20 protein-coding genes are annotated in these 19861 nt (G+C 40.2%); 17 read left to right on the top strand and 3 right to left on the bottom strand.

Features of this window, described 5'->3' with window-relative positions:
* Positions 1–6 precede the first annotated feature (6 nt).
* From H153_RS0103385 to H153_RS0103365, 5 genes are read left to right on the top strand one after another with little or no spacing between them, the layout of a single operon-like run.
* Positions 7–1188, top strand: coding sequence for an NAD(P)/FAD-dependent oxidoreductase (locus H153_RS0103385; protein ID WP_081638811.1), 1182 nt, complete (start codon positions 7–9; stop codon positions 1186–1188).
* Positions 1121–2329: a class I SAM-dependent rRNA methyltransferase gene (locus H153_RS0103380; protein WP_022846738.1), complete on the top strand. Its 1209-nt coding sequence runs from the start codon at positions 1121–1123 to the stop codon at positions 2327–2329. Before H153_RS0103385 ends, H153_RS0103380 begins: the two co-directional genes overlap by 68 nt.
* Positions 2326–3213, top strand: coding sequence for a UTP--glucose-1-phosphate uridylyltransferase GalU (gene galU / locus H153_RS0103375; RefSeq protein ID WP_022846737.1), 888 nt, complete (start codon positions 2326–2328; stop codon positions 3211–3213). The genes H153_RS0103380 and galU overlap by 4 nt, the downstream gene beginning before the upstream one ends.
* Positions 3206–5611, top strand: coding sequence for an endopeptidase La (gene lon, locus H153_RS0103370; protein WP_022846736.1), 2406 nt, complete (start codon positions 3206–3208; stop codon positions 5609–5611). Before galU ends, lon begins: the two co-directional genes overlap by 8 nt.
* Entirely contained in the window at positions 5608–6465 is an 858-nt protein-coding gene (locus H153_RS0103365; RefSeq protein WP_022846735.1) for an MnmC family methyltransferase, read from the top strand. Before lon ends, H153_RS0103365 begins: the two co-directional genes overlap by 4 nt.
* Here the strand turns inward: H153_RS0103365 and H153_RS0103360 are convergent.
* A complete protein-coding gene (locus tag H153_RS0103360) occupies positions 6462–6656 on the bottom strand; it encodes a hypothetical protein (protein WP_022846734.1) in 195 nt (64 codons plus the stop codon). The two genes, H153_RS0103365 and H153_RS0103360, sit on opposite strands and share 4 nt — an antisense overlap.
* A 98-nt stretch (positions 6657–6754) precedes the next feature.
* Between H153_RS0103360 and H153_RS10140 the strand changes: the two genes are divergently transcribed.
* Positions 6755–6916, top strand: coding sequence for a hypothetical protein (locus H153_RS10140; RefSeq protein WP_155883401.1), 162 nt, complete (start codon positions 6755–6757; stop codon positions 6914–6916).
* Positions 6917–6941: 25 nt separating this feature from the next.
* On the opposite strand, the gene guaB is transcribed toward H153_RS10140, so the two are convergent.
* Positions 6942–8408: an IMP dehydrogenase gene (gene guaB / locus H153_RS0103350; protein ID WP_022846732.1), complete on the bottom strand. Its 1467-nt coding sequence runs from the start codon at positions 8406–8408 to the stop codon at positions 6942–6944.
* 63 nt (positions 8409–8471) lie between these two features.
* Here guaB and argH point away from each other — a divergent pair, with 63 nt between their 5' ends.
* From argH to H153_RS0103325, 5 genes are all read left to right on the top strand, one after another.
* A complete protein-coding gene (gene argH, locus H153_RS0103345) occupies positions 8472–9872 on the top strand; it encodes an argininosuccinate lyase (RefSeq protein WP_022846731.1) in 1401 nt (466 codons plus the stop codon).
* Positions 9869–10732 carry a transketolase gene (locus H153_RS0103340; protein WP_022846730.1) on the top strand — a complete coding sequence of 288 codons (864 nt, stop codon included), beginning with the start codon at positions 9869–9871 and terminating at the stop codon, positions 10730–10732. Before argH ends, H153_RS0103340 begins: the two co-directional genes overlap by 4 nt.
* 17 nt (positions 10733–10749) lie before the next feature.
* Positions 10750–11688 carry a DUF3800 domain-containing protein gene (locus H153_RS0103335; RefSeq protein ID WP_022846729.1) on the top strand — a complete coding sequence of 313 codons (939 nt, stop codon included), beginning with the start codon at positions 10750–10752 and terminating at the stop codon, positions 11686–11688.
* Between the two features lie 76 nt (positions 11689–11764).
* On the top strand, positions 11765–12706 hold the full coding sequence (locus H153_RS0103330; protein WP_022846728.1) for a transketolase family protein: 942 nt from the start codon (positions 11765–11767) through the stop codon (positions 12704–12706).
* Positions 12703–13989, top strand: a complete 1287-nt coding sequence (locus H153_RS0103325; protein ID WP_022846727.1) for a S41 family peptidase — start codon at positions 12703–12705, stop codon at positions 13987–13989. Before H153_RS0103330 ends, H153_RS0103325 begins: the two co-directional genes overlap by 4 nt.
* Before the next feature lie 31 nt (positions 13990–14020).
* On the opposite strand, the gene H153_RS0103320 is transcribed toward H153_RS0103325, so the two are convergent.
* Positions 14021–14728 (bottom strand): aminotransferase class IV, encoded by a 708-nt coding sequence (locus H153_RS0103320; protein WP_022846726.1) that lies wholly within the window; start codon positions 14726–14728, stop codon positions 14021–14023.
* Positions 14729–14896: 168 nt separating this feature from the next.
* Here H153_RS0103320 and H153_RS10055 point away from each other — a divergent pair, with 168 nt between their 5' ends.
* From H153_RS10055 to cdd, 6 genes are read left to right on the top strand one after another with little or no spacing between them, the layout of a single operon-like run.
* A complete protein-coding gene (locus H153_RS10055; protein WP_022846725.1) occupies positions 14897–15919 on the top strand; it encodes a DUF2202 domain-containing protein in 1023 nt (340 codons plus the stop codon).
* Positions 15920–15972: 53 nt separating this feature from the next.
* Positions 15973–16770, top strand: coding sequence for a DUF4405 domain-containing protein (locus tag H153_RS0103310; RefSeq protein WP_022846724.1), 798 nt, complete (start codon positions 15973–15975; stop codon positions 16768–16770).
* A gap of 13 nt (positions 16771–16783) precedes the next feature.
* Positions 16784–17044 carry an HPr-rel-A system PqqD family peptide chaperone gene (locus H153_RS0103305; RefSeq protein ID WP_022846723.1) on the top strand — a complete coding sequence of 87 codons (261 nt, stop codon included), beginning with the start codon at positions 16784–16786 and terminating at the stop codon, positions 17042–17044.
* Positions 17037–18065 (top strand): ATP-grasp domain-containing protein, encoded by a 1029-nt coding sequence (locus H153_RS0103300; protein ID WP_022846722.1) that lies wholly within the window; start codon positions 17037–17039, stop codon positions 18063–18065. The genes H153_RS0103305 and H153_RS0103300 overlap by 8 nt, the downstream gene beginning before the upstream one ends.
* Complete coding sequence (locus H153_RS0103295; protein ID WP_022846721.1) at positions 18062–19423, top strand: alanine racemase; 1362 nt, start codon at positions 18062–18064, stop codon at positions 19421–19423. Before H153_RS0103300 ends, H153_RS0103295 begins: the two co-directional genes overlap by 4 nt.
* Positions 19413–19790, top strand: a complete 378-nt coding sequence (gene cdd / locus H153_RS0103290; RefSeq protein WP_022846720.1) for a cytidine deaminase — start codon at positions 19413–19415, stop codon at positions 19788–19790. Before H153_RS0103295 ends, cdd begins: the two co-directional genes overlap by 11 nt.
* Positions 19791–19861: the final 71 nt, after the last annotated feature.

The following is a 19861-nucleotide window of genomic DNA, read 5'->3' as shown; positions in this document are numbered from 1 at the left end:
GGAAAAATTAACGATTCCTACGACGTTGCTATTGTAGGGCTTGGTGTAGCAGGCTGCTGTGCTGCTAAAGTTTTGGAGGGCAGTGGCCTGAAAGTTATTGCTTTTGATACGTTTAATTTTCCCAGGAAAAAGTTGTGCGGTGGTGGGTTAACATTAAAATGTTACCACCTTATTACAGATATTTTCGGTGAAGTTGCTCCTATAATCAGGAAAAAAGCAACGAAAATCTATCTTGTTAACAAAGAGTCAGTTCTTGAAGCGGTGTCTGATGTTCCTTTTGTTCTGTTTGTAGATAGAGAAGAGTTTGACAACTTTTTGTTTTCTAAGATTTCTCGTATTGCAGTTCATGACGGTGAGAAGGTAGTGGCTATAACAGAAGAGAAGGGTGGCTATAGAATAGAAACATCTAAGGGTTTTTATAGAGCACGTTTCATTATAGGTTGTGACGGTGTGAACGGATTAACGCCAAGAATTTGTGGCATAAATTTAAAGAAAGCTTTAACGTTTGAAATGGATATTGAATCTGATACAAAGGAATCAGCGATTATAGATTTTTCTGACTTTAATTCAGGATACTACTGGATATTTCCGAAAGGAAATTTTTACACGACGGGATTTGGTGATTTTTCTACTGTTAAAATGAAAAACCCGGAAGTGGTTAATAAGAAGTTTAATGAAAAGTATAGGATTAAAGGGAAAGTGATTTCCAGGGGTGGGGCGTTTGTTCCAGTTTTTGATGGACAATTGTATCCTGGAAAAGGCAGGATATTTCTCACGGGAGACGCGGCGTCTCTTGTTGACCCATTTACCGGTGAAGGTATATATTTTGCCGCGTTGAGCGGCAAAAGGGCTGCTGAAAGTATTTTAAAATATTACGACAATCCACAAGAGGCGTTAGTTGTCTATGCACGTTTTCTTGATAAATTTGCTGCGGATTTTAAATGGGCACTTTTTCTAAGACGTTTGTTTTTTAGATTCAAAGGTGCAATGTTCAAAATTATGGAAACGAGTGATGAAATTCGTACTGTAGCAACTGATATAATTTCAGGTAACATAAGTTACCATGAAGCCTTTAAAAGGTTTGTTGCAAAATCCATCAAGTTACCAATGAGGTTTGTTTATGTTACAGGTTTCAATAAAAAGAGGCAGAGAAAAGAGGATAAAGGGCTTTCATCCCTGGATATATAAGAAAGATATTCTCTCTTTTTCAAGGAGACCAAAACCCGGTGAAATATGCATTGTAAGGGATTATAAGGGTGCATTTCTCGCCAAAGGATATATAAATCCGGATTCTTACATAGCTATAAGAGTTTTGACTTACAGGAAAGATGAGGAAATAGACCTTGAGTTCTTTGTCAGGAGAATTCGGGAGGCTTTTGCCTACAGAAAAAAACTGCTTTCGGATACTAATGAAACTACGGCGTTTCGTTTAATACATTCTGAGGCTGATTACCTTCCAGGCTTAGTTGTGGATAGTTATGATGGCTATCTTGTAGCTCAGTTTACAACACTTGGAATGGAAATTTTAAAGCCTCTGGTAGTGAAAGCTTTAGTTGAAGTTGTACAACCGAAGGGTATTTACGAAAAGTCAACCGTTCAGACGAGGGAGTTAGAGGGACTTCCGCTGTGTGAGCAAAAACTTTATGGTGAAATTCCTGAAAAGGTAACGGTACTCGAAAACGGGATAAAGTTTCGCGTTCAGATAATAGGCGGTCAGAAAACTGGATATTTTCTTGATCAGAGAGAAAATAAACTACTTTTTGCCAGGGAATTTGTCGATGAAGGTGATCGGGTTCTTGATGCATTCTGCCACTTGGGAGGATTCGGCATTCATGCAGCTGTAATAGGTAAGGCAGGAAGTGTTGTTGCCGTTGATAGTTCTGAGATGGCACTTGAGCTTGCGAAAGAAAATGCGGAGATAAACGGTGTAGTCAATAGATTCACTTTTGTGAAGGGTGACTGTTTTAAAGTCTTAAAGAAGATGCAGAAAGATGGTGAAATGTTCGATTCTATTGTCATAGATCCCCCTGCCTTTGCTAAGAGCAGAACTGTGGTAGAACAGGCAAAGAGAGGTTACAAGGAATTGTTCCTTAGAGGATTAAAAATGCTTAAACCTGGTGGAAAGATCGTTGTCTGTTCCTGTTCTCACCACATTACTCCACCTATACTTGAGGAAATTTTGCTATCGGCAGCTCTTGACACGAGAACGCCCCTCAGGGTTCTTTACACAACTTATCAGGCTAAAGACCATCCGTTTGTTCTTCAAATACCGGAGTCAAGATATTTAAAATGTATATTCGCCAGACGGTTTGAGTGGGAGGTAAAATGACAGCGATAAGGAAGGCAGTTATCCCTGTTGCAGGTCTTGGGACGAGGTTTCTTCCAGCTACAAAGGCACAGCCGAAGGAGATGCTTCCTCTGGTTGACAAACCAGTTATTCAATACATTGTTGAAGAAGCTGTAAAGGCCGGTATCAATCAGATTGTTTTTGTAACGGGTAAACATAAGAGAGCTATAGAGGATCATTTTGATAGTAATTTTGAGCTTGAAACGGCCCTTGAAAAAAAAGGAAAGACGGAACTTCTTAAAATAGTGAGAGAAATAACTAACCTTGCAGAGATAATTTACGTGAGACAGAAAGAGCCTCTTGGACTTGGACATGCCATTTTGACGGCAGAGCCAGCGGTTGGAAATGAACCGTTCGCCGTGCTTCTTGGTGATGACATAATGGTTTCTGAAACGCCTGCCATAAAACAGTTAATGGAAACTTATGACCGTTATAGGTGTTCGGTTCTTGGTGTTCAACATGTTCCAGAAGAGGAGGTTTCAAATTACGGTATCGTTTCCGGGCATGAAGTTGAGGAAAATGTAATTAAGATTGACAAGCTTGTTGAAAAACCAGCAGTTTCAGAAGCACCCTCAAACCTTGCTATTACAGGAAGATACATACTGACGCCAACTATCTTTGATATGCTCAGGTATACTCCGCCAGGAAAGGGAAACGAGATACAGCTAACCGACGCTATAGTGAGACTTTCCATGAGAGAGGCTGTTTATGCGAAGGTAATGAAAGGTAATAGATACGATACAGGTTCAAAACTTGGATTTTTGAAAGCAACGATAGATTTTGCTCTCATGAGAGATGACCTTAGAGATTCCATCATAAATTATATGGAAGAAAAACTGAAAGAGAGAGGTGAAAAGAATGGCTGAAGGAATTATGCCGGTTAATGAGCCAAAGCTTCCTGACAGGCTTCCGGTGCTTCCTCTCAGGGATGTTGTAGTTTTTCCCATGATGATAGCACCTCTCTTTGTTGGAAGACCTTTTTCATTGAGGGCTGTGGAGGAGTCTTTAAAAGAGCATAAGCTTATTTTTCTTGCAACGCAGAAAGATAAAGATATCGAAGAGCCAAAGAGAGAAGATCTTTATGATATAGGTACTGTTGCCGTTATCCTGAAAGCGATGAAGATGACTGACGGCAGAGTAAAGATTCTGGTTCAGGGCCTTGGTAGAGCCAGACTTAAAGAGCTTGAGGTGGTAGATGACCACTTTGAAGCGGAAGTAGAACACATAGAAGAACCAGAATTTGTTGCGGAAAAATTAGAAGATGAAGCACTTATAAAGCTTGTAAAGGATCAGATAGAAAGGATTGTCGCCCTTGGAAAGCAGATACCACCAGATATGGTGGCGATTTTAAGGAGTATTGAAGACCCGGGCAGACTTGCAGATCTCATTGCTGGACAGATAGAGCTTAATACCGCGGAGGCTGCAGACCTTCTTTCTACTACTGATCCGGTTGAGAGACTCAAGAAGATAAGCAAGAAGCTTGAACACGAAATGAGAGTCCTTGAGATTCAAGAACTGATAAGGACAAAAGCCCGGGAATCTATGGAAAAAGAGCAGAGGGAATACTTCCTCAGGCAACAGCTTAGAGCTATAAGGAAGGAGCTTGGTGAAGAAGAAGAGAAGAGTAAGGAGATAGAAGAGTACAGAAAAAAGATTAAAAAGGCAAAGATGCCTGAAGAGGTTGAGGAAGCTGTTTTAAAAGAGCTTTCAAGACTTGAAAAAATGCATCCGGAATCTGCTGAAGCAGCCGTTCTGAGAACTTATATAGAGTGGATGATTGAGCTTCCGTGGTCAAAACGTTCAAGAGATAAACTTGATATTGAAAGGGCAAAGAAGATTCTTGATGAGGATCACTACGACCTTGAGAAGGTTAAGAATAGAATTCTTGAATTTCTTGCTGTAAAAGCTCTTATGAAGAAGAGGAAGAAGAAGTCTTACTCTATGAAGCAGCCAACCATTTGTTTTGTTGGACCGCCAGGTGTTGGTAAAACATCTCTTGCCCGTTCCATTGCAAGAGCTATGGGAAGGAAGTTTGTGAGGATATCTCTTGGTGGTGTGAGAGATGAGGCGGAAATCCGTGGTCACAGGAGAACCTATGTAGGTGCTATGCCCGGTAAGATTGTTCAGGCATTGAGGAAAGCAGGAACAAAAAATCCGGTAATTCTCCTTGATGAGATAGATAAGATGTCTTCTGATTTCAGGGGTGATCCAGCGGCGGCACTTCTTGAAGTTCTTGACCCTGAGCAGAACAAAGAGTTTGTTGATAACTATATAAACCAGCCTTTTGACCTTTCAGAGGTACTTTTTATAGCTACTGCAAATACACCGTATACCATTCCGGAACCTCTCTACGACAGACTTGAGGTTATAAATATTCCAGGGTACACGGAAGAAGAAAAACTTAACATAGCCAAAAAGTACATAATTCCAAAGCAGATAAAAAACCACGCTTTGACGACAAAGGATATTCAGTTTAGAGACGATGCTGTTATTCACATAATAAGACATTACACGAAAGAAGCTGGTGTGAGGAACCTTGATAGGAAGATAGCAGCGGTCTGTAGAAAAGTTGCCCTCTGGATAAGTGAGGGAAAAGAGAAAAAGTATGTTATTACAAAGAAGCGTGTGGAGGAGATTTTAGGCGCTCCGAAATTTATTCCTGAAATGGAACTTGGTGAGGATGAAGTGGGAGTTGTTACGGGTCTTGCCTGGACGGCCGCCGGTGGAGACGTTCTTTTTGTAGAGGCGATAGTAACGCCGGGAACTGGTAAGCTTATCCTGACGGGACGTCTCGGTGATGTAATGAAAGAGTCCGCGCAGGCTGCTCTTGGATTTATTAGGGCACATGCACAGGACTACGGTATAGATAAGGATTTTTCGAAGATAGATATCCATGTTCATGTGCCTGCAGGTGCCATTCCAAAAGACGGTCCTTCTGCCGGTATAACGATAGCTACTGCAATGCTTTCAGCCTTAACAGGTAGAAAGGTAAGAAAAGATGTTGCAATGACAGGTGAGATAACACTTGGTGGTAAAGTTCTTCCAGTTGGTGGTTTAAAAGAGAAAATTCTTGCTGCTTTAAGGTACGGTGTAAAAACCGTTATCATTCCCGCCAAGAACAGGGCGGAAGTTATGGAAGAGTTGCCGGAAGATGCGAAGAAACAGCTTAAGCTTCTCTTTGTTGATAGAGTTGAGAAGGTCTTTGAAACTGCCATTCACAAATCTAAAACGAAGAAGCACAGAAAAACAGCTACTGTGAAATGATAAAAAAGATAATAACCGCTGACGGCTCTCCTACTTTTTTTTCGGAAGAGTATGGAGAGCCTTATCATTCTATAACAGCAGGTGCTTTCAGGGAAGCAGAGGAAAAGTTTATAAAGCCCTGTAGGGTAAGGGAAACCTTAAGAGAAAGAGATTTAAAAATTCTTGATGTTTGCTTTGGCCTCGGTTTTAATTCCGTATCTGCCGTTAAAGTTGCTTCTGAAGCTGGAAGGCGCCTTCTGATTATCGGTTTTGAAAAAGATATAGAAGTTATAAAGGCTTCCCTCCGGCTTGACTGGGGAGATATGTCAGGTTTTAAAGTGGTGTTGAAAGAACTTTTGAGAAATCGTTCTTTTGAAGACGGTTTCCTGACTCTCAACTATTGTGACAAAGAACTTGGTGTTAGAGTTTTTATCGGTGAAGGAAGAGGTGTTGTAAAAAGAATTTCTGACAGTTATAGAGATTTTTTTGACGTTGTTTTTCACGATCCCTTTTCTCCAAAAGTCAATCCAGAACTCTGGAGTTTTGATTTCTTTAAGAAAATTTCTGAAATGGTTAGAAAAGGGGGGATACTTGCCACATATTCTTCATCTTTACCTGTTAGAAAGGCTTTGCAGATGGCTGGTTTTGGTGTTAGGGAAGGAATAGCCGTCGGTAGAAAAAGTAAAAGTACAGTGGCGGTTAAAGGTGCTGAAACTGTTTTGCCTGATAAGTTGAAAAGAAAACTTGAAAGTTCAATTTTTGCCGTTCCTTACAGGGATCCTTATTTGAATGATCCGCCGGCCCTAATAAAAAACCGGCGGAACGGCTGTATCTATCTTTTAAACAGAGTGTATCCCCTTGAATGTATCTATTAACTTTCAACAGGTGCGTAGTAACATCTTTTTGGTGAGTTAACAAGCCCTTTTTCTCTCAAAGATTTGATGATTTTAGAAACCTCTTTGCTTTCCATACCAATCGCTTTTGCAACGTCACCGGGACGAACTGGCTTGCCTTTCTCTTTCATGAATTCAAAAACGGCCTTTTCCTTTTCGTTTAACTCTGCCATACTTACCTCCTTTAACTATTTTATCTTAAAAAGATAATCATTCTCAATTGTATTTCAAGAGGTTATAATTAAAAGCACAACCGATTGTGGCATTTAGAATGACGCTTATAAAGAGAGCTATTACTCTTTTAATTTTTGTCATTACACTAGTCACCGTTTTTGCTATTTACATAGATGAAAGACACTATTTAAAGTTTTACGTTGCAAATGTTGAAAGTGCTGATGAAATAGTAGAAATAATAGAGTCTGCGTGTGAATGAAGAAGCCCCCGAGGGGGGCATAATTTTATCTTTCAATCCAATAGTTTGGAGCTTCTTTTGTGATGATTACATCGTGAACGTGAGACTCCTTAAGTCCTGAAGCTGTTATCTTAACAAATCTTGCTTTCTTTCTCATCTCTTCTATGTTAGCGGCACCGCAGTATCCCATTCCCGCTTTTAGTCCGCCGACAAGCTGATGGATCGTGTCAGCAAGAGGTCCTCTGTATGGAACCATACCTTCAATACCTTCTGGAACAAGCTTTTTCTCTTCAACTTCAGACTGGAAGTATCTGTCTTTGCTTCCCTTTTTCATTGCACCGAGAGACCCCATGCCTCTATAAACCTTGTAACTTCTTCCCTGATAGAGGATAAGTTCGCCCGGGCTCTCTTTTGTTCCGGCAAAGAGGCTTCCTATCATTACAACTCTTGCTCCGGCTCCTATGGCTTTTGCAACGTCACCGGAGAATTTTATACCACCATCGGCAATGATGCTTATGCCGTATTTATCGGCAACTTTAACACACTCGGCAACGGCCGTAAGTTGCGGGACACCAACGCCTGCAACAATTCTTGTAGTACATATTGAACCGGGTCCGATTCCCACTTTTACCGCGTCGGCACCTGCCTTAATGAGTGCTTCTGTTGCTTCTGCTGTGGCAACGTTTCCAGCGATTACGTCAAGTTCAGGAAATTCTGCTTTTACCCTTTCTACTGTTTCGAGAACCTTTTTAGAGTGACCGTGGGCGGTATCAATTACGATAATGTCAACACCGGCTTCAACGAGTGCTGTTACCCTTTCCAGTGCGTCAGGACCAACACCAACAGCTGCTCCAACCATTAATCTTCCGAGTTCGTCCTTGCTGGCAAGAGGATACTTTTCTTTCTTTTCAATGTCTTTGATAGTAATTAAGCCTTTGAGATATCCATTTTCATCAACTACAGGGAGCTTTTCAATTTTGTACTTGTGAAGAATCTCTTTTGCCTGCTCAAGAGTTGTTCCAACGGGAACGGTTTTTAAATCTTCCTTTGTCATAACTTCTGATATTTTTATGGTGAAATTTTTGACAAACCTTATGTCTCTGTTTGTGATGATACCGAGTAGTTTTCCATTTTGATCTGTAACGGGAAGGCCTGATATTTTATACTTTCTCATAAGGGCTTCAGCATCTGCTATTGTCTGTTCAGGAGAGACGGTGACAGGCTTAACGATCATTCCACTTTCAGACCTCTTTACTCTATCTACTTCTTCCGCCTGCTCTTCTATTGTCATGTTTTTGTGAATAATACCTATACCGCCCTGTCTTGCGATTGCGATGGCAAGGTCTGCTTCGGTAACGGTATCCATGGCGGCACTCATTATAGGAATGTTCAACCTGATTCTTTTTGTTAACTGTGTTGAAACGTCAACCTGCGTAGGTAAAACTTCTGAGTAGTTAGGAACAAGTAGAACATCATCAAAAGTCAGGGCCTCTTTTACGTGTTCATCAAGCATTTTATCCTCCTTTTTGCTTTTTTGAATTATAATTACAACCAACCGAATAAACAAGGAGGTTTAATGGCTGAAAGCGAAAAAAAGTTGTGGGGTGGCAGATTTAAGGAGTCTACAGACGCTCTTGTAGAAAAGTACACGGAATCGGTATCTTACGATAGAAGGCTTGCGCCATTTGACATTGCAGGTAGTATCGCTCACGTTACGATGCTCGCAAAACAGGGAATACTCAAAGAGGAAGAAGCAAAAAAAATAGTTGATGGTCTTAACGAGATTTTAAGAGAGATAGAAGAGGGAAAGTTTGAATGGAAGCAGGAACTTGAAGACGTTCATATGAACATAGAAAAGAGGCTTATTGAAAAGATAGGTCCTGTTGGTGGTAAGCTGCATACAGGAAGATCAAGAAACGACCAGGTTGCCACAGATGTGAGACTTTACGTAAGGCATGAAATAAACGAGATTATTTCCCTTTTAAAAAAGTTAAGGAAAGCCTTTTATCTTCAGGCAAAGAAATATATTGATGTAATTATGCCCGGTTATACGCACCTTCAGATAGCCCAACCTGTCCTATATGCTCACCACATGCTTGCTTACTATCAGATGTTTAAACGGGATGAGGAGCGTTTTAAAGACACATTAAAAAGAGTAAATGTTATGCCTCTTGGTTCTGCGGCTTTAGCAGGAACAAGTTATCCCCTTGATAGAGAGTTTACTGCTTCCCTTTTAGGGTTTGATTCTGTATCAAGAAACAGCATGGATGCGGTAAGTGATAGAGACTTTGTTGCTGAAACGATTTTTAACTGTGCTCTTGTAATGGCCCACCTTTCAAGACTTTCAGAAGAGTTGATTCTCTGGTCAACGGAAGAGTTTGGATTTATAGATTTACCGGATGCTTTCTGTACGGGAAGTTCCATAATGCCTCAAAAGAAAAATCCTGATGTTTCAGAGCTTACAAGGGGAAAAACAGGTAGAGTTTACGGTGATCTTGTGGCTATTCTTACCATCATTAAAGGGCTTCCGATGACCTACAACAGAGATTTGCAGGAGGATAAAGAACCTCTATTTGATGCAATAGATACAGTTAAGCTTGCCCTTGCCGTAAACTCAAGGGTCGTAAAGGGAATGAAGCCCAAAAAAGATAGAATGAAGGTTCAGGCCTCAAAAGGTTTTTCCCTTGCTACCGATGTTGCGGACTATCTTGCAAAGAAAGGCGTTCCATTTAGGGATGCCCACAGGATTGTTGGTGAAATCGTTGCTTACTGTCTTGATAACAAAAAAACGCTTGAATCAATGACGATAGAAGAATTTAAACAGTTTTCGGACGCATTTGACGGAGATGTTTTAAATTTAATGAGTGTAGAAGGTTCCACTTCAAGTAGAAACATCATAGGTGGAACTGCTAAAGAACAGGTGTTAAAAGAGCTTGAGAAAATAGAAACAGAAGAAGGTTTTAAGGAGGAAAAATGATAAGGTTTGAGCCTCAGTTTTTTATGGAAAGGAACAGGGATATAGATAACAGTACATTAAGAGTAATTGCAAGGGAGGTCAGGAAGGATATTCTAAAAATGACAACAAATGCAAATTCAGGCCATCCAGGCGGTTCAATGTCTGTTACAGATATCTTGGTTACACTCTATTACTACAAGATGAGACACAATCCTGATAATCCCCGCTGGGAAGAGAGAGACAGATTTGTTCTTTCTAAAGGTCATGTCAGTCCAGCTCTTTATTCTGTTCTTGCAAGGTGTGGATACTTTCCTGTTGAAAATTTAATGACGTTTAGAAAGATTGATGGCAGCCTTCAGGGACATCCGGATATGTTGAAAACACCAGGTATAGAGATTTCTACCGGTTCGCTTGGTCTTGGAATAGGTGCTGCCGTTGGAATGGCCTTAGGTTCAAAACTTTCAGGTCTTGATTCAAAAATTTATTGTGTTATCGGTGATGGTGAAGCCCAGGAGGGAAGCGTCTGGGAAGCGTCAATGGCAGCATTTCACTACAACCTTGATAACTTATGTGTGATTCTTGATAACAACAACCTTCAGATAGATGGTCCTGTTGATGAGGTTATGTCTATATATCCGGCAATGGAAAAGTGGAAGGCTTTTGGCTGGCATGTTATGGAGATAGACGGACACGATTTTGATGAAATAAGAGCGGCTCTTGATGAAGCTGACAGGGTAAAGTACAAGCCTACGATGATTGTTGCAAAGACTGTGAAAGGAAAAGGTGTCTCTTTCATGGAGAACCGTGCTGAATGGCATGGAAAGGCACTTTCACCAGATTTACTCAAGGAAGCTTTAAAAGAACTTGGAGAGATTGTATAACCTTGGAGGAATGAGTAGTGTTTCTTGTCTATACAGATGAAAGTGGAAAGGAGCTTAAAAAAAATGAAGAAGGTTTTTACCGTGATGGTCCTTGTTTTCTTTATGGAGGACTTGCTGTAGAAGTGGAAAAACACCATTTAATCGAGAATGCTTTTAAATCTATGTGTAAGGAAATTTTGGGGATTAATAATATATATGAGACAGAAATCCATACTGGAGATATTTTTTATGGAAGAAAACAGTTTAAAGATTTAGATTTTGAAAAGAAAAAAGATTTTTTTAAAGAAGTTTTGCAGCTTCTGGCAAAATTTAATGTTCCTTTAATTTTAGGATTAGTCTACAAGGATACTAATCTGTTTAGGTCTGATTTGGAAAAGATATCTTCTGCTATTTACGCATTTTTTTATGCTCTTGATAGTTTTTTATTGCAACGAGGTAAATATGGACTTGTAATAGCTGATGAGCTGGAAAAGGATATTAAGAGCATAAAGGAACTTTTAAATAGAAATAGCCTTACTGGAAGGAAGGGAGGGATTAAGCTTTCCTTTTTGATAAGAAGGGTTTACTTTGAAAAGCTTAATAGGTTTGGTGAGTATAGTTTTGAACCTATAATATCTCTTAAATATAAATTTGAAAGTCAAATTTATGCAGTAATTGACAATATTCATTATGTTAATTCAAGCTTTTCTATATTTAACCAACTTTCTGATATTGTTCTATTTTTGTTTAATATTGCTTTAGAGTTTCAGGAAACTGAAGGTTTTTTTGTTGACAAAGGAAAGTTGTTTGAAGCAATTGCAGAAGATTTTTTGTTCTTCCTTTCCAAGACAAAAAGTATTGTAACTTTTCTGTGTTATAGAAAAAAAGCTTTTGATGTTATGTTTGGTGATTTTTATTTATCCGGCTTTAGAGCCATGATGGAAACATTGAAGAAAGAGCAGGCAAACGGCACATAGGGCCCGGGGTACATGGGACCCCTTGCCTGCTGGTAGGTAATTTATATAAGATTACTTTCAATGTCAAGGAGGAAAAATGCAGAAAGTAAGCCTTAGGGATGCATACGGTGATACCTTGGTAGAACTTGGCAAGAAGGACGACAGGATTGTTGTTCTTGATGCTGATCTTTCCGGTTCGACTAAATCGGGAAAGTTTGGAAAGGTTTTTCCGGAGAGGTTTTTCAACATGGGTATTGCTGAGATTAATATGATAAATACAGCAGCTGGACTTGCAACGACAGGGAAGATCGTTTTTGTTAGCACATTTGCTATATTTGCTACCGGAAGGGCATGGGAAGCGGTACGACAGATGGTCTGTTATCCTGAGCTTAATGTTAAGATTGTGTGTACTCACGGTGGAATAACCGTTGGAGAGGATGGTGCAACTCATCAGGCTTTGGAAGATGTGGCAAATATGAGAAATATTCCAAATATGAGGGTGGTAGTTCCTGCCGATGATATAGAGACAAAGCAGGTAATAGAAAAGGTTGCATACACGGCTGGTCCTTTTTATGTCAGGTTGACAAGAGAGAAGTTTCCAAGAATTTTTGACGAAAACTACAAGTTTGAAATAGGAAAAGGATATGTGTTAAGAAGGGGTGAAGATGTAACCGTCGTTGCAAACGGTTTAGAAACATCATTTGCACTTGAAGCGGCTGAGGTTCTTGAGAAGGAAGGTATATCTGTTGAAGTTATCCACATGCCAACAGTTAAACCTATAGATAGAGAACTTCTTGCTGAATCGGCTGCAAAAACAGGTGCGGTAGTTACTGCCGAAGAACATTCAATCATTGGTGGTCTTGGGTCTGCAGTTGCTGAAGCCCTTGTGGAGACGGTACCGGTTCCTATGGAGAGAGTTGGGACACCTGACATTTTTGGCCGTTCTGGAAAAGCCTGGGAACTTGTAAAATATTATAATTTGGATGCAAGCGGTATAATTGAGAAAATTAGAAAGGTTCTTGAGAGGAAGAAAAGATGAAAAAATCTGTGAAAAAGGGACTGTTCGTTTTAGCTTTTGTGCTTTTTTCATTTGCCATTGTAACTTCAGGCTTTGCCTCAAAAAATGATAATGGTGGAGAGCTTTCTTACATCTCTCTCTTTACAGAAGTTTATCACCTTGTTAAAGAAAAGTACGTTGACCCTGTAAGTCCTAAAAAGCTTTTTGAAGGTGCGATTCAGGGGATGCTTTCAAAGCTTGACCCCCATTCCGTTCTCTTTACGCCGGAAGATTTTAAAGAGTTTGAAGTTGAAACGAGGGGAGAGTTTGGTGGTTTGGGCATTCAAATAACAAAGACTAAAGACGGTAAGCTGTTGATAATAACCCCAATAGAAGACACACCGGCCTATAGGGCTGGCCTTAAACCTGGCGATATCATAGTTGAAATAGACGGTAAGCCGTTTACGCCGGAGATGAGCCTCATGGATGCTGTAAAGATGATGAGAGGTAAGCCGGGAACGAAAGTTACGATAAAGGTGATGAGAAAAGGCTGGGATAAGCCAAAAACTTTTACCATTACAAGGGCTATAATCAAGATAAAAAGTGTCAAATACAAAAAGCTCAAGGGAGATATTGGATATATTAGGTTTACAATGTTTCAGGCAAATTCACCTGATGAGTTCAGGAAAGCACTTAAAAGTCTTTTGAAGGATAAGCATCTTGAAGGCATAATTGTTGACGTGAGGAACAATCCAGGTGGATTGCTTGATTCGGCAGTTGAAATAAGTGATTACTTCCTTCCTGAAGGGGATTTAATTGTTTACACAAAAGGTAGAATCCCGGACAGCAATCAGAAATTCTACTCAGAAAATCCACCGATAGTTCCTGAAGACATTCCTGTTGTGATGCTTGTTAACGGTGGAACGGCAAGTGCTGCAGAGATTCTTACAGGCGCTTTAAGGTATAACGATAGGGCGATAGTTGTTGGTGAAAAGACTTTCGGAAAAGGTTCTGTTCAGACACTTTTCCCTCTTGAAATGGGATATGGTGTTAAGATAACGACTGCGAGATATTACATGCCTAACCATAAATGTATTGACGGTAAAGGCATAACACCCGATATAGAGGTTAAACTTTCTCAGGAAGATATCGATTTTCTCAAGAAAGAAGCTAAGGAGATGGAAGAGCATCCTGAAAAAACAGAGGAGCTGAGGAAAGAGAAAGAGAAAAGAATAGACAATCAGCTTAAGAGGGCTATTGAAGTTATAAAAGAGTTTAAGCTCTTTCAAAAAATGGAAAATCAGGAAGTTAAAAAGGCAGCCTGATAACTTTTTGGGGAGGGTTTTTCCTTCCCCATTATTTAAATTTAATCAAATCCATCACCTTTTTTAGTCTTTCTCCCCAGGTTTTTCCTGCAAGGTTGAAATTTTTGTCTTCTATTCTGTGAACGGAAACAACATCATACCTTGTGCTTGTTATTAACACTTCGTCAGCTTTTAGAATTTTCTCTTTTGTGAAGAATCCTTCGAAAACGGGAACGTTCATTTCTTTTAAAATTTCTAAAACTATAGCTCTTCTTGTTCCCGGAAGGCATCCCGTTTCAAGTGAAGGTGTGAAAAAGACACCATTTTTTACAAAAAAGATGTTGGCGAAGGCAGTTTCGGAGATAAAGCCTTTAGTGTCTGAAAGTATTACCTCTGTGAATCCTTTTTCTCTGGCAGCTTGAACGGCGATAATTGACTCGTATATGGACGACGTTTTGTGCCTTGAGAGGAAATCGTTTTTTCTTTTTATCCTGTCGGAAAACATGAGAGAAATTTCTCCAGGAATTTGACATTCCCTAAAAGATATAGAGGTTTTTCCGCTGTAAGACAGTGTGAATTTAACAAGGTAATTGCCAGATTCGGGGGCTGCGTCTTCTATCAATGTTTTGAAATCCTCTTTTGGCAAGTTAAACGGAATCTTTAGAATAATAGCGCTTCTTTGTATTCTTTCGTAGTGTCTGTCAATGAAGATTGCCTTTCTGTTTTCAACCCTTACCGTTTCGAAAAGTTCAAATTCCACGGAAAAATTACCCCCTATTTCGGAAAAATTTCCGACTGTAAAGCCGGGAAAATTCTACAAAATCTTTGATAGAACTGGAAACAAGGAGATACAGCCGTTAAGGAAATTTTGGCACGGTACTTGCTCATATAAGCAGCAGAGTTAGAAAACAATCTAAAGGAGGAAGCTATGAGAAAGTTAATAACGGTTCTACTGTCTGGAGTAGTTCTTGCGGGAAATCTATTTTCATGTGCAACAGTTAGCGCTGCAACAAATGCGACTGTTTTACCGGGGATAGGCCCTGCCTACGTGGCATCACTTCCAAAACAGCCTCTCAGTAAGCAGGAGATTAAAGACCTTCTTCATATGAGAGAGGAGGAAAAATTAGCAAGGGACGTTTACACAGCTCTTTATGAAATGTGGCAGATGCCGGTTTTCAGAAACATTGCCCGTTCAGAGCAGAGACACATGGATATGCTTAAGTTTTTGATTGATAGGTACAACCTTGAGGATCCTGTTGCAAGGACGGGAGATAAACTTGGGAAATTTGAGAATAAGAAACTTCAGAGACTTTATACAAAACTTGTGAAACAGGGTAGTAAGTCCCTTATAGATGCCCTTGAAGTTGGTGCGACTATAGAAGACCTTGATATAAAAGATCTTCAGGATGCTCTAAAAAGGACTGATAACAGGGACATTGCGACTGTTTATGAAAATCTTATGAAAGGTTCGAGAAATCACATGAGGGCTTTTACGGCCATACTGAGAAGGTACGGTATAGAATATAAACCTAAGTTTATAACGCCTGCTGAATACAGAGCTATTGTCGGTTCAAAGCACGAGGCAGGCGTTGTTTATGGAGATAACGGAAGAAGTGTTGCTGCTTATCAAACAATAACCGTAAGTGGAAGGGTTACGAAAGTTTACCAGCGTCCAGGTTATGGTAACAAAAGGGTTATATGGTGGGTAGTTGAAGTGAAAACACCAAATGGTAAGGAAGAGATAGCGGTTGCACCTATATGGCTTTACCCTTCCCTTGATATTGTTCCCGGTGATACGATAGAGGTTGCCGGCTACGTGCCTCCGTTCTGGAGGTTTAGAAACATAAAAGGTCTAATGGCCTGCACTATCAAAAATCCAAAAAGAGGAGTAACATATAAGATAAGGAATTGTAACAGGCTTAACAGAAAATTTAAATTGCAGAACCGATAATTTTCTGGCGGACAGAAAGTCCGCCTTCCTTTAAAATTTTAGCGGAGGGCTAAATGAAAAAGAAGTCCGCTAAATCTTGCAATTCACGTGTTTTTGTAAGTCTCTTTCTTTTTTACACTTTGGTGGTTCTGATAATAAGTAGCGTCGTTCTTTACATAATGCCCTACGGGAGGGTTGCTTACTGGAGTGGATGGAGACTTTTAGGACTTTCAAAAGATCAGTGGGAAGCAGTTCATGTTATATCTGGAATCGGCATAGTTATTCTTGCCGTATGGCACACAATTTTAAACTGGAAACCTCTTAAAAACTACCTGGTTAAAAGGGAAAGTCTCGTTTCTGCCATGGTGGTCGTTATCTGCACCGCTGCTACAATTGCCGGACTTCCACCATTTTCAACCATTATCAATATTGAGCAAGGGATAAAGAAAAGTTGGGAAAGACGTCTTCCTGCGGCACCTCTACCCCATGCTGAACTTATGACTTTGAAAGAGCTATGCCTGAAAGATGACATTCCGCTTCAGACTGTTCTTTCTGTACTTCATCAAAACGGAATTTCAGCTTCGCCAGACGAAACTTTAAAAGAGATAGCGGAAAATAACCATCTTACACCTGCAATGGTTTATAATCTTATAAAGAGGGCAGTTAGAAGGACATATACAACGGGAATGAGAGTGGGTTTTGGCAGGATGACGCTTAAAGAAGCCTGTTTAATGAATGGACTCACTGTGGATGAGTGTATGGAAAAGCTGCAGAAAAAAGGAATAGTGGCATTACCTGATGAGACGTTAAGATCTATAGCGGCTAAAAACGGTGTTTTACCGAGAGATATAGCTGCGATGATATCTCAGTAATTGCGGAGGAGTTATGAATAAACTGAATAGACTGGCTATAAGCGAGGAGGGTTTCATCTTTGACCCAGAAACGGGGAACAGTTTCACAGTTAATAAAACGGGATTGTTTATTCTCAACTTGCTTAAAGAGGGTAAAGATGTTGAGGATATTGTTGAGGCTCTGACTGAGGAATTTGAAGTTGACAGGGAAGAGGCGACGAGAGATGTTACTGATTTTATTGAGCAATTGAGACTTTTAGGACTTGCAGGTCGAGAGGGAGAAGAAAATGTGTAAAGTTGCCGTCTCCGGAATAAACGCTGTTGACAATCCAGGTCCAGGTATTGGGGTTATAAAAGGCATTAAAGAGAAATATAAAGAAACAGCGATAGTTGGATTGGCATACGATGCGATGGAACCGGGCGTTTACATGGATTGGTTGATTAACAGGGTTTACATAATGCCGTATCCTTCGGAAGGTGAGGAACCGTTTATCAACAGACTTCTCTACATAAAAGAAACTGCTGGGCTTGATGCAGTCATACCCACGCTTGATGCAGAACTTCCCCTGTTTATCGCAAACAGTGAAAAACTTAATAGCTATGGAATATCGACTTTCCTTCCTACGAAGGAGCAGTTTAAACTTCGTTCAAAAGATAGGGTATCGGAGTTAGCAAAAGATATTGGTTTAAAAGTGCCAGAGAGTTTTATAGTCGTTTCCTACGAGGATTTAACCGCAGCCATTAACGAAATTGGTTTTCCCGTTATGATAAAGGGGATTTTCTACAAAGCTTACAAAGCCTTTAACTATCAGGAAGCCACTTCCTATTTCAACAAAATAGCCTCCGAGTGGGGATATCCGATAATCGTTCAAAAGGTTATTTCCGGTGAAGAGATGAATGTTGTGGGTGTTGGTGATGGTGAAGGTGGTCATTTCGGGATGGTAGGAATAAAGAAACTCTGGATAACCTCACTCGGGAAAATATGGACAGGTGTTACCGTTAAACATGAAAAAATGCTTAAAGCGGCAGAGAATTTTGTTGAAAAGTACAGGTGGCGAGGTGCCTTTGAACTTGAGTGTATCGTCTCAGGTGATGATATTTATCTTATAGAGATAAATCCTCGTTTTCCAGCCTGGGTCTATTTTTCTGTTGGTGTTGGAATTAATCTTCCTGCAAGGCTTCTTGATGCTGCCCTTGGCAGAGAACCTGAGAGGAGATCCGATTACGAAGCTGGAAAGCTTTATATAAGGTTTACGGACGATTTTGTAACCGATATGGATACGTTCCAGAAAATAGTCACGAGAGGTGAAAGATGAAAAAGACTTACGAGAAACCGGCGATATTTAAACTTCACACTGGTATGATGAATAAATTTGGAAGTTTTGCCTCACCGCTTTCCCGAAAAGTAAGAAAAGAGATTGACGGTGTAAAAATAGCGGATCTTGTAGAAAAGTTTGGCACGCCGCTGTTTGTTTTCTCAGAAAAAACCCTCCGTTCAAAGTTTAGAGAGATAAAAAGAGCTTTCACCACACGTTATCCCAACGTTGAATTTTCATGGTCCTACAAGACAAACTATCTTGACGCAATTTGTGCTGTTCTGCACGGTGAAGGTGAAACGGCAGAAGTTGTTTCAGAATTTGAATACAGCAAGGCAAGAAGACTTGGAGTCAAAGGTAGCGAAATAGTTTTCAATGGTCCTTATAAACCTATTGAGGCTCTTAAAGTCGCTGTATCTGAGGGAGCAAGGATAAACATAGACACTTTTGAAGAGATTGCAGACCTTGAGGAAGTTGCAGTAGAGCTTGGTGTGAAGCCAAAAGTTGCAATAAGGTTGAATATGGATACGGGTATCCATCCTCAGTGGAGCAGGTTTGGGTTTAATTTAGAGTCAGGTCAGGCTTTTGATGCCGTTAAGCGTATTGCCTTTGGCGGAAAGCTTGAATTGGTCGGTCTTCACTGTCACATAGGAACATTCATACTTGAACCAAAAGCCTATGAAACAGAAGTTAGAAAGATGGTTGATTTTGCTTATAAAGTTGAAGATGAATTTGGATTTAAGATTGAGTACATTGATATTGGTGGCGGTTTTCCATCAAGGAACAGACTTAAAGGTGTCTATTTACCGCCGGAAGTTGCAGTTCCGTCGATTGACGAGATTGCCGATAGAGTATGCAACGCCCTTCTTTCTTCTTTGAGACCGGGAGATTTTCCAAAGCTGATAATAGAAAGTGGCAGAGCAATTGTTGACGAGGCTGGCTATCTGATAACACAGGTTCACGCTACCAAAAGGCTTCCTGACGGTAGAAAAGGTTACATCCTTGATGCAGGCGTCAACATTCTCTTTACCGCATTTTGGTACCACTTTAACATTGAAGTTGATAGAGAAGTTCAGGGACCTTCAGAGCCTTGCGTCCTTTACGGTCCTCTCTGTATGAACATTGATGTTGTTGATGACCTTGCATATCTACCGCCCCTTCCGAGAGGGACAAATCTGATACTTTCACCTGTCGGAGCCTACAATGTAACGCAGTGGATGCAGTTTATCCGCTATAGACCGAATGTTGTTCTCATAGGTCAAAATGGTGAAATTGATTTGATAAGGGAAGCAGAAACTCTTGAAGACATTGTTAGAAGGGAGAGACTTCCAGAGAGGTTAAGGTTAAATGAAAGTTGAAGAACTGCTTGGAGTGGCTAAAGAAAATATAAAAAACTGCTACGCGCCGTATTCAAACTTTCGTGTTGTAGCAGCGATAGAAACAAAGGAAGGTAAGGTCTATACAGGTGTAAATGTAGAAAATGCGTCCTACGGACTTACGATGTGCGCCGAGAGGGTTGCACTGTTTAAAGCTGTTTCTGAAGGGGTAAGGGATTTTTTGAAGATTTTAATCTATTCACCTGACGGAATGCCCTATCCGTGTGGTGCATGCAGGCAGGTTCTTTCAGAATTTTGCAATAGGGACTTTTTGGTTGTCGTTGCTTCTGATGAAAGGATAGAAAAATTTACCCTTGGTGGTTTGCTTCCTCATTCATTTTCTCTCTGATGCTCTTTTCTTTGGTGAATGGCTGTTCATCTGTGGTATAATTGGTTAACCGTCTGAAACTCTGTACTTAA

The sequence above is a fragment of the Desulfurobacterium sp. TC5-1 genome, assembly GCF_000421485.1.
GTDB lineage: Bacteria > Aquificota > Aquificia > Desulfurobacteriales > Desulfurobacteriaceae > Desulfurobacterium_A.
The sequence above is the reverse complement of the archived record's forward strand: the minus strand, read 5'-3'. Positions and strand labels throughout refer to the sequence as shown.

What these genes read in the sequence shown, in the direction of transcription:
- H153_RS0103380 (WP_022846738.1), top strand. Translation starts at nt 1,121, where the DNA reads ATGTTACAGGTTTCAATAAAAAGAGGCAGAGAAAAGAGGATAAAGGGC.
- galU (WP_022846737.1), top strand. Translation starts at nt 2,326, where the DNA reads ATGACAGCGATAAGGAAGGCAGTTATCCCTGTTGCAGGTCTTGGGACG.
- lon (WP_022846736.1), top strand. Translation starts at nt 3,206, where the DNA reads ATGGCTGAAGGAATTATGCCGGTTAATGAGCCAAAGCTTCCTGACAGG.
- H153_RS0103365 (WP_022846735.1), top strand. Translation starts at nt 5,608, where the DNA reads ATGATAAAAAAGATAATAACCGCTGACGGCTCTCCTACTTTTTTTTCG.
- H153_RS0103360 (WP_022846734.1), bottom strand. Translation starts at nt 6,656, where the DNA reads ATGGCAGAGTTAAACGAAAAGGAAAAGGCCGTTTTTGAATTCATGAAA.
- H153_RS10140 (WP_155883401.1), top strand. Translation starts at nt 6,755, where the DNA reads ATGACGCTTATAAAGAGAGCTATTACTCTTTTAATTTTTGTCATTACA.
- guaB (WP_022846732.1), bottom strand. Translation starts at nt 8,408, where the DNA reads ATGCTTGATGAACACGTAAAAGAGGCCCTGACTTTTGATGATGTTCTA.
- argH (WP_022846731.1), top strand. Translation starts at nt 8,472, where the DNA reads ATGGCTGAAAGCGAAAAAAAGTTGTGGGGTGGCAGATTTAAGGAGTCT.
- H153_RS0103340 (WP_022846730.1), top strand. Translation starts at nt 9,869, where the DNA reads ATGATAAGGTTTGAGCCTCAGTTTTTTATGGAAAGGAACAGGGATATA.
- H153_RS0103330 (WP_022846728.1), top strand. Translation starts at nt 11,765, where the DNA reads ATGCAGAAAGTAAGCCTTAGGGATGCATACGGTGATACCTTGGTAGAA.
- H153_RS0103325 (WP_022846727.1), top strand. Translation starts at nt 12,703, where the DNA reads ATGAAAAAATCTGTGAAAAAGGGACTGTTCGTTTTAGCTTTTGTGCTT.
- H153_RS10055 (WP_022846725.1), top strand. Translation starts at nt 14,897, where the DNA reads ATGAGAAAGTTAATAACGGTTCTACTGTCTGGAGTAGTTCTTGCGGGA.
- H153_RS0103310 (WP_022846724.1), top strand. Translation starts at nt 15,973, where the DNA reads ATGAAAAAGAAGTCCGCTAAATCTTGCAATTCACGTGTTTTTGTAAGT.
- H153_RS0103305 (WP_022846723.1), top strand. Translation starts at nt 16,784, where the DNA reads ATGAATAAACTGAATAGACTGGCTATAAGCGAGGAGGGTTTCATCTTT.
- H153_RS0103300 (WP_022846722.1), top strand. Translation starts at nt 17,037, where the DNA reads ATGTGTAAAGTTGCCGTCTCCGGAATAAACGCTGTTGACAATCCAGGT.
- H153_RS0103295 (WP_022846721.1), top strand. Translation starts at nt 18,062, where the DNA reads ATGAAAAAGACTTACGAGAAACCGGCGATATTTAAACTTCACACTGGT.
- cdd (WP_022846720.1), top strand. Translation starts at nt 19,413, where the DNA reads ATGAAAGTTGAAGAACTGCTTGGAGTGGCTAAAGAAAATATAAAAAAC.